Source organism: Mesorhizobium sp. M7A.F.Ca.CA.004.12.1.1 (assembly GCF_003997835.1).
Lineage (GTDB): Bacteria > Pseudomonadota > Alphaproteobacteria > Rhizobiales > Rhizobiaceae > Mesorhizobium.
Genome location: NZ_RZRK01000189.1, coordinates 1 through 8898 on the forward strand (window position 1 = coordinate 1; position 8898 = coordinate 8898).

An 8898-nucleotide genomic window follows, 5' to 3' on the forward strand; every position below is an offset into this window, starting at 1 on the left:
CCCTCTGAGGATCGGACGGGTGATCGCGCGGCCATTCGTCGGCGAAACCACCGCCACTTTCGAGCGGACATACAACCGTCATGACTACGCCGTGCCCCCGCCGGAACCGACCCTGCTCGACCGGCTGACGGCGCGTGGCAGCCGTGTCATCGCCGTCGGCAAGATCGGCGACATCTTCGCCCATCGCGGAATTTCGCAAGTGCGCAAGGCGGCAGGCAACATGGCGATGTTCGACGAGGCTCTGGGTGCGATGGATAATGCCGGCGACGGTGACCTCGTCTTCGCCAATTTCGTCGACTTCGACACCGAATTCGGTCACCGCCGCGATGTCGCGGGCTATGCTGCCGCGCTCGAGGCCTTCGACCTGCGGCTGCCGGAGGCATTTGCGAGGCTGCGGCAGGGCGATCTTCTCATCCTGACGGCCGACCACGGCAACGACCCGACCTGGGGCGGGACCGATCACACGCGCGAGCGCATTCCGGTGATCGGCACTGGACCGGGTCTCAAGGGCGGCGACATCGGACTGAGAACGACATTCGCCGACATTGGCGAGACCGTGGCCGAGCATCTCGGGCTGGCGCCCGGACGCTACGGCACGTCTTTCTATACGGCGATCGGCGGTCATGCCTGAATTGCCGGAGGTCGAAACCGTCCGGCGCGGGCTGCAGCCGGTTCTGGAAGGCGCTACCATCGCCCGCGTCGAGGCGCGCCGACCGGATCTGCGCTTTCCATTTCCCGAGAAATTCGCGCAGCGGCTGACCGGCAAGACGATCACGGCACTCGGCCGCCGGGCCAAGTATCTGACGATGGACCTGGAAGGCGGCCCCATGCTGATCTGCCATCTCGGCATGTCGGGCTCATTCCGCATAGAGACGGCCGATGGCAGCGACATGCCCGGCATCTTCCGGCACGACCGCTCGAAGAGCTCCAATCACGACCACGTCGTCTTCCATGTCGTGTCTCCGGCCGGTGCCCGGTCCCGCGTGATCTTCAATGATCCGCGCCGCTTCGGCTTCATGCTGTTTGCGGAAGGGCTGCCGGACGTTCATCCGATGCTGGCTGGACTTGGCGTCGAGCCAACCGGCAACACATTGGACGGTGCGCTGCTTGCCTCATTGATGAAGGGGCGGCGATCACCGCTGAAGGCAGCGCTTCTCGACCAGAGGCTGATCGCCGGGCTCGGCAACATCTATGTGTCGGAGGCGTTGTGGCGTGCCGGCCTGTCGCCGCTGCGCGAGGCGGGCACGATCGCCAGGCCCGGAAAGAAAGCCCAGGCCCAAAGCGAACACCTCGCGCAAGCCATTCGTTCGGTGATATCGGATGCGATCGCAGCCGGCGGCTCCTCACTGCGGGACTATATGCAGACCGATGGGGCGCTGGGCTATTTCCAGCACGCCTTCGCCGTCTACGACCGCGAAGGCAAGGCCTGCTCCAAGCCCGGCTGCGGCGGCCACATCGAACGTGTCGTGCAGAGCGGCCGATCGACCTTTTATTGCCGGACATGTCAGCGATGAGTCAGAGTAATTCCAGGAAAAGTGGGAACGGTTTCCCGTTCGGAATTGCGTCAAGACAGAGAGATGGAGCGGTTCTGCGTTTCCGTGAAACGATGAACCGCTCTAGACGAGCGTGAGCAAGGAGAAGCAGCCATGGCCTATGAGACGATCATCACCGAGACGCACGGCAAGGTCGGGCTGATCACGCTGAACAGGCCGCAGGCGCTCAACGCGCTGAATTCGCAGATTCTGACCGAGGTGGTGGCGGCCGTGAACGGGTTCAGCGCCGATCCCGGTGTCGGCGCCATGGTCATCACCGGTTCCGAAAAGGCTTTCGCCGCCGGCGCCGATATCAAGGAGATGCAGTCCATCTCCTACGCGGACGCCTACGCCCAAGACTTCTTCGTCGGCTGGGAGGAACTGACGCGGGCGCGAAAGCCTATTATCGCGGCAGTGGCGGGCTATGCACTCGGCGGCGGCTGCGAGCTGGCGATGATGTGCGATTTCATTATCGCCGCCGACACGGCCAAATTCGGCCAGCCCGAGATCACCCTCGGCGTCATTCCAGGCATGGGCGGGTCACAAAGGCTGACCCGCTTCGTCGGCAAGTCGAAAGCGATGGACATGTGCCTGACCGGGCGGATGATGGATGCCGCCGAGGCCGAGCGTTCTGGCCTGGTGTCGCGGGTGGTGCCTGCCGGCGAGCTTGTCGAGGAGGCGCTGAAGGCCGCGGCCAAGATTGCCGCTTTCTCGCTACCATCCGTGATGATGGCGAAGGAGGCTGTCAACCGCGCCTTCGAGACGACGCTTGCCGAGGGATTGCGGTTCGAGCGCCGGCTGTTTCACTCGCTGTTTGCACTGGACGATCAGAAGGAAGGCATGGCGGCCTTTGCCGAGAAGCGGAAGCCGAATTTCACCAACCGCTGACGCCAATCCCTTGGCTGCGAAGAAGATGGCTGCTGGCCGCCAAAAAGAAGGCCGGGCAGCGTTGACGCGCCGGAAAAGCTGAACTATAAGCCGCACCAACCGAGGCGGCCCCGTGGCTGCCCGTTTGTTTTTTGCGCCCTGCGGCATCCCGCATGCGCCGACCAGATCAGAAGAGAGGCATCATGGCCAATACATCCTCGGCCAAAAAGGCAACGCGCAAGATCGTCCGCCGCGCAGCGATCAACAAGAACCGCCGCTCGCGCGTCCGCACCTATATCCGCCAGGTCGAAGAGGCCCTTGCCTCCGGTGACAAGGCTGCCGCACAGGCTGCCTTCAAGATCGCGGAGCCGGAATTGATGCGTGCCGCGACCAAGGGCGTGATCCACAAGAACACGGCGTCCCGCAAGGTGTCGCGACTGGCTCAGCGGGTCAAGGTACTGTCGGCCTGACATTACTTGCCTAGACTGACGTTCTTCGAACCCGGCCGTTTGTGCCGGGTTTTTTCGTTTGCCGGCAAGCACTTAAAAAGAATGTCCGGAAACGGCGTCTTATGCGGCATTTCACAATTAGGAATAGTTTGCCGGCATATGCATGCCTGCTGGTGATCGGCATGCTTGAAACGGCCGACCTAAAGATTCTTAACTGTCAGAAATACCTTATATCTTTCAGTGACTTACAGATGGTGATCCACAGCTTGTCCACACCGGACCGGCCCGATCGGGGAGAAGTCGCTGTCAAGCGAATTATTTCAGAATATTTCTGTCAGCGCCCGGTTTTTCATATTCGCCGGAAAAGGGTTTGAATCACAATGGCTTTGTTAAAATGTGCCGTCGCGGCACGCCACTCGAACCCGCCTCCACTAACCAGATTCCTTAAAAATCCGTTAGACGTGGCCTTGCCCTATCCACAGCGATTTCGGTAGTGTCGATCTATCGAAAGGGACGGGCTCTGGCTCTTAACCCAAGCCTGAATCGGCCAGCTTAAATTGGCGGGATTTGCAACGCGGATCAAGTCCGCGGACGGTTTTGGTTTGTCTTTTTCGATACGGTAGGGGACTGGCGTAACTAGACATGGCAGGTAGACGGCGCGCCGGCGCTCTTTTCGCCGGGCGGTGTTGTATTGCCCTGACATACCCAACGCGGACTGGCTTCCATGGGCCGGCACCGGTTCCCGCGGATAATGGGCGACGTTCATCTGCCGGCGGCGGCAGCGGACATCGTAGCAAAGACTTAGGTCGCCGGAACCGGATGCAGGAGGCGCATCCCCGGTGGAAAACAGGTACGGAAGGACAAGGAAAAGATCATGCAGAGCGGCATTGAAAGGGAACTTACGGGCGACCTCCCATTTCCTGGAACTTTGATCGGAGCAAACGACATGGCGGTGTCCAGCGACGCGGAACAGAAATTCGACCGGGTCAAGACCCAGTTGAAGGCGCGCCTGGGAACCGAAGTCTATTCGAGCTGGTTTGGCCGCATGAAGGTCGCCGAGGCTTCCAAGGGCATCGTCCGCATCTCCGTGCCTACCGCCTTCCTGCGTTCATGGATCAACGGCCACTATCTCGACCTCATTTCAGAGCTGTGGAAGCAGGAGGATGCCGATCTCCTCAAGATCGACATCGTCGTGCGCACGGCAACCCGTCAGGGACGCAGCCAGGCCGAGCCAGAGGTGACGCCAGCACGCAGCAAGATGACACGGCAGACGCAGACGGCACTTGCCGCCGGCACAGTCAGCCCCAGCCGGGTGGAGCGCGCACCGGCTCCGCGTCCGGGCACACCGATCGAGAGCGAATTTCGCCACAACGTGCTGGGGTCGCCGCTCGATCCGCGCTACACGTTCGGGTCCTTCATCGAGGGACCGTCGAACCGGGTGGCCTTCGCCGCCGCCAAGGCGGTAGCGGAATCGCAATCGAGCGCAGTGCGCTTCAATCCGCTTTTCCTTCACGCAACCGTCGGGCTCGGCAAGACACATTTGCTGCAGGCCATCGCTGCGGAATCGCTGAAGCAGAACCCCAAGTCGCGCGTCGTCTATCTCACGGCCGAGTATTTCATGTGGCGCTTTGCCACCGCGATCCGCGACAACAACGCGCTGACGCTCAAGGAACAGCTGCGCGACATCGACCTGCTCATCATCGACGACATGCAGTTTCTGCAGGGCAAGTCGATCCAGCATGAATTCTGCCACCTCATCAACATGCTGCTCGACAGCGCCAAGCAGGTCGTCGTCGCCGCCGACCGGCCGCCGTCGGAACTGGAATCGCTCGAACCGCGGGTCCGTTCGCGCCTCAATGGCGGTGTCGCGCTTGAAATGTCGGCGCCCGATTTCGCCATGCGCCTCGGCATGCTCAAATTGCGCCTTGCCACGGCCAGGAGCGACGACGCATCGCTCGACATTTCGGAGGAGATCCTCAATCACGTCGCCCGCACCGTGACCGGCAGCGGACGCGAGCTGGAAGGCGCCTTCAATCAGCTTTTGTTCCGTCAATCCTTCGAGCCGCAGATCACCATCGACCGGATCGACGAAATTCTCGGCCACATCTATCGCACCGGCGAGCCGAAGCGTGTCCGTATCGAGGACATCCAGCGCATCGTGGCGCGTCACTACAATGTGTCGAAGACCGAATTGCTGTCCAACCGGCGCACGCGCACCATCGTCAAGCCGCGGCAGGTCGCCATGTACCTGTCGAAGGTGATGACGCCGCGCTCACTACCCGAGATCGGACGGCGTTTCGGCGGCCGCGATCACACCACGGTGCTGCATGCCGTGCGCAAGATCGAGGACCTTTCCGGCAACGACAACACGCTGGCGCAGGAACTTGAGCTTCTGAGGCGGTTGATCAACGACCAGGCCTGATCCTCCGGGGATGGCTGAGCCGGAACAATACCGGAATTCAATGGCTTGCCAGTGCGGCGCTGGGCCTGGATCGGGCTCGTGGCGCCGCCTGGAAGCGATCTGGATTTCGGTTTTACGACACTGGCTCGCGGACTTCGGGCGCGTTATCCCCAGAAAGCCCGCGTAGCCGGCCTGAACCGGTGGCGCGGGCTTGCGTTTGCTGGTTTTTTCCTGTCAGTTTACGCAGATTCTGAGCCTGTTCAGACCTTTCGCGGGACGCCGCTCACTGGTGACCCGTCATTCATTCAAGCGAGCCTGTTTCGTCATGCGTGTTATCCTGGAACGGTCCAATCTCCTGAAGTCGCTCAACCACGTCCATCGCGTGGTCGAGCGGCGAAACACCATACCGATCCTGTCCAACGTGCTGCTCAGCGCCGAAGGCGCCAGCCTTGAAATGAAGGCGACCGATCTCGACCTCGAGGTGACCGAAGCGACACCCGCCAAGGTGGAGCGCGGCGGGGCGACGACAGTCCCGGCACATCTGCTCTACGACATCGTGCGCAAGCTTGCCGATGGCGCCGAGGTGATGCTGAAGACGGACGAGGACGGCAACGCCATGTCAGTGACGTCTGGCCGCTCGAGCTTCCGCCTTCAGTGCCTGCCGCAATCCGACTTCCCGGAGCTCTCGGCCGGATCGTTCTCGCATATCTTCCGTCTCGACTCGGTTGCCCTGAAAGGCCTGATCGAGAAGACCCAATTCGCCATCTCCACCGAGGAGACGCGTTATTACCTGAACGGCATCTATCTGCACACGCATGAGGTCGGCGGCAAGTTGAAGCTGCGCTCGGTAGCGACCGACGGCCACCGCCTGGCGCGCGCCGAGATCGATGCGCCAGCGGGTTCCGAAGGCATGCCGGGCATCATCATTCCGCGCAAGACGGTGAGCGAGCTGCAGAAGCTCGTCGACGATCCGGATGTCGCGGTCACCACCGAACTGTCGGACACCAAGATCCGCTTCACGATCGGCAGCGTGGTTTTGACCTCGAAGCTGATCGACGGCACCTTCCCCGACTATCAGCGGGTCATTCCGACCGGCAACGACAAGAAGCTGATCATCGACCGCCAGAGTTTTGCCGCCGCTGTCGATCGCGTCTCGACCATCTCTTCCGAACGCGGCCGCGCGGTGAAGCTGTCGATCAGCGAGGGTCAGGTGACACTTGCGGTCAACAATCCCGATTCAGGCAGCGCCACCGAAGAGCTGTCCGCCGACTATTCATCCGATCCGATCGAGATCGGCTTCAACGCCAAGTACCTGCTCGACGTTGCCGCGCAACTGACCGGCACGGAAGCCAAGTTCATGCTGGCCGACGCCGGCTCGCCGACGCTGATCCACGACATGGCCGACGAGACCGCACTCTATGTGCTGATGCCGATGCGGGTGTAGCGGCACGGTGTCAGCACTTCGGTCCTGTTGTGGACCGGCAAGCGCGATATTTACGGCAACTTCTAGAGCAATTCCAGGAAAAGTGTGAAGCGGTTTTCCCGGGAAAAGCGCATAGCGCTTTCCCTTGGGAATTGCGTTAAAACAAAGAGATAGATTGGTTTTGCGTTTCCGTGAAACGATGGAACGCTCTATAGGCGGATAGCGGTTGCCGGCACAGAACCACATAAGTAAGCTTACACTTACCAATTTCCGAAACTACGCGGCGCTGACGATCGATCTGGCGCCAGGTGCCGTGGTTTTTTCCGGCGACAACGGCGCCGGCAAAACCAATCTCCTCGAAGCAATCTCCCTTTTGACACCGGGGCGTGGTTTGCGCCGCGCCCCTTACGTGGATGTCGCACGCGAGGGCGGCGACGGCGGCTTTGCATTGCATGCCCGGCTCGACGGACCTGACGGCCAGGTCGAGATCGGAACAGGCATTTCCGGCGGCGACACCGCCGGCGAAGGCGGCAGGCGGGTGCGCATCAACGGAGCGTCGGCGCGCTCGGCCGAGGACATGCTGGAATGGCTGCGCGTGGTGTGGCTGACGCCAGCCATGGACGCGTTGTTCACCGGACCGGCCGCGGATCGCCGGCGATTTCTCGATCGGCTCGTGCTGGCGATCGATCCCGGGCACGGGCAACGTGCGATCGACTACGAGAAGGCTATGCGCGGTCGTAACCGGCTGCTTACCGAAAACTCCCGGGACGACCGCTGGTTCGACGCTATCGAGACGCAGATGGCCGAAACCGGTGTGGCGATAGCCGCGGCGCGGGCCGAAATGGTGCGGCTGCTCGCCACCATGATCGACAGGCTGCCCGACACGGGACCATTTCCGCGGGCCGATATCGGCCTTTCGGGCGATCTGGAAGCCGAAATCGCCGCCGCGCCGGCGGTCGATGTCGAGGAGCGCTTCCGTCGGACGCTTGCCGGGGGCCGTGAGCGCGATCGCGCCGCCGGGCGCACCCTCGACGGCCCGCACCGTTCGGATCTGGTGGTTCGACACCGCCCCAAGGCGATGCCGGCCGAACTCTGCTCGACCGGCGAGCAGAAGGCACTGCTGGTCGGCATCGTGCTGTCGCACGCAAGGCTGACCGGCGAAATGTCGGGCATGACGCCGATCCTGTTGCTCGACGAGATCGCCGCGCATCTCGACAGCCGGCGGCGCGCGGCGCTGTTCTCCATCCTGGAGGAACTGAACTGCCAGGCGTTCATGACAGGAACCGATGCTGCGCTGTTTTCCAGTCTCCAGGGGCGCGCGCAATTCCTGACTGTCGACCATGGGACAGTTGGGCCAACGATCTAGACCATTGTGCCTCGTGTTCCTGGGCGACATCAACAGGTGCGTTGGCCCCTGACAAGGTTTTTCAGTCCCTGTATGATCAGGCAATGACCACTGCCGCCCTGACCGCAGACGAGATCGAACGCTATGCCCGCCACATCGTGCTGCCGGAGATCGGCGGCGCCGGCCAGCAAAGGCTGAAACAGGCCCGGGTGCTGGTCATCGGCGCTGGCGGACTGGGCGCGCCGGTGCTTGAATATCTTGCCGCCGCCGGCGTCGGCACACTCGGCGTGATCGATGACGACACCGTTTCGCTGTCCAACCTGCAGCGCCAGGTCATTCACGGTACCGACACTGTCGGCCTGCTGAAGACCGATAGCGCCAAGGCGGCAATCGCTCGCATCAATCCCAACACCACAGTCGAACCGCATACGTTCCGGCTGACCACGGACAATGCGCCCGCCCTCGTCGCCCGCTATGACATCGTCGTCGACGGTTCCGACAATTTCGAAACGCGCTATGCCGTGGCCGATGCCTGCGCGAGCGAAGGCAAGCCGCTGGTGCATGCCGCCGTCGGACGCTTCGATGGTTCGGTAACGGTGCTGAAGCCATTCGAAGACGGCAGGGACGGCAAGCCCAACCCAAGCTATCGCGATCTGTTTCCCGAGGCGCCGCCGCCGGGCCTGGTGCCGTCCTGTGCCGAAGCCGGCGTGCTTGGCGCGCTGACCGGCGTCGTCGGTACGCTGCAGGCGATGGAGGCGATCAAGCTGATCACCGGCATTGGCGAGCCGCTGGTCGGCCGGCTGCTGCTCTATGATGCGCTGGCGGCGCGCTTCGACACCATCCGCTACAAGAGAAGCTGAATTCTTGGACCGGAACGAAGC

At 62.2% G+C, this 8898-nt stretch carries 8 protein-coding genes; all 8 read left to right on the forward strand.

Annotated features, from left to right (window positions below; all coding sequences use genetic code 11):
* On the forward strand, positions 1–631 hold a 631-nt coding region (locus tag EN984_RS12495), incomplete at its 5' end, for a phosphopentomutase (RefSeq protein ID WP_127383769.1).
* Positions 624–1514, forward strand: coding sequence for a bifunctional DNA-formamidopyrimidine glycosylase/DNA-(apurinic or apyrimidinic site) lyase (gene mutM / locus EN984_RS12500; protein ID WP_127268053.1), 891 nt, complete (start codon positions 624–626; stop codon positions 1512–1514). The genes EN984_RS12495 and mutM, both read left to right, overlap by 8 nt.
* Positions 1515–1646: 132 nt before the next feature.
* Entirely contained in the window at positions 1647–2420 is a 774-nt protein-coding gene (locus EN984_RS12505) for an enoyl-CoA hydratase (protein ID WP_127268054.1), read from the forward strand.
* 182 nt (positions 2421–2602) lie between these two features.
* On the forward strand, positions 2603–2869 hold the full coding sequence (gene rpsT / locus EN984_RS12510) for a 30S ribosomal protein S20 (RefSeq protein ID WP_013533694.1): 267 nt from the start codon (positions 2603–2605) through the stop codon (positions 2867–2869).
* Between the two features lie 925 nt (positions 2870–3794).
* Positions 3795–5270: a chromosomal replication initiator protein DnaA gene (dnaA, locus tag EN984_RS12515; RefSeq protein WP_236383352.1), complete on the forward strand. Its 1476-nt coding sequence runs from the start codon at positions 3795–3797 to the stop codon at positions 5268–5270.
* Between the two features lie 304 nt (positions 5271–5574).
* Entirely contained in the window at positions 5575–6693 is a 1119-nt protein-coding gene (dnaN, locus tag EN984_RS12520) for a DNA polymerase III subunit beta (RefSeq protein WP_127268056.1), read from the forward strand.
* Between the two features lie 205 nt (positions 6694–6898).
* Positions 6899–8038, forward strand: coding sequence for a DNA replication/repair protein RecF (gene recF / locus EN984_RS12525; protein ID WP_127268057.1), 1140 nt, complete (start codon positions 6899–6901; stop codon positions 8036–8038).
* Between the two features lie 83 nt (positions 8039–8121).
* Positions 8122–8877 (forward strand): molybdopterin-synthase adenylyltransferase MoeB, encoded by a 756-nt coding sequence (locus tag EN984_RS12530; protein ID WP_127268058.1) that lies wholly within the window; start codon positions 8122–8124, stop codon positions 8875–8877.
* The last annotated feature ends 21 nt before the right edge of the window (positions 8878–8898 follow it).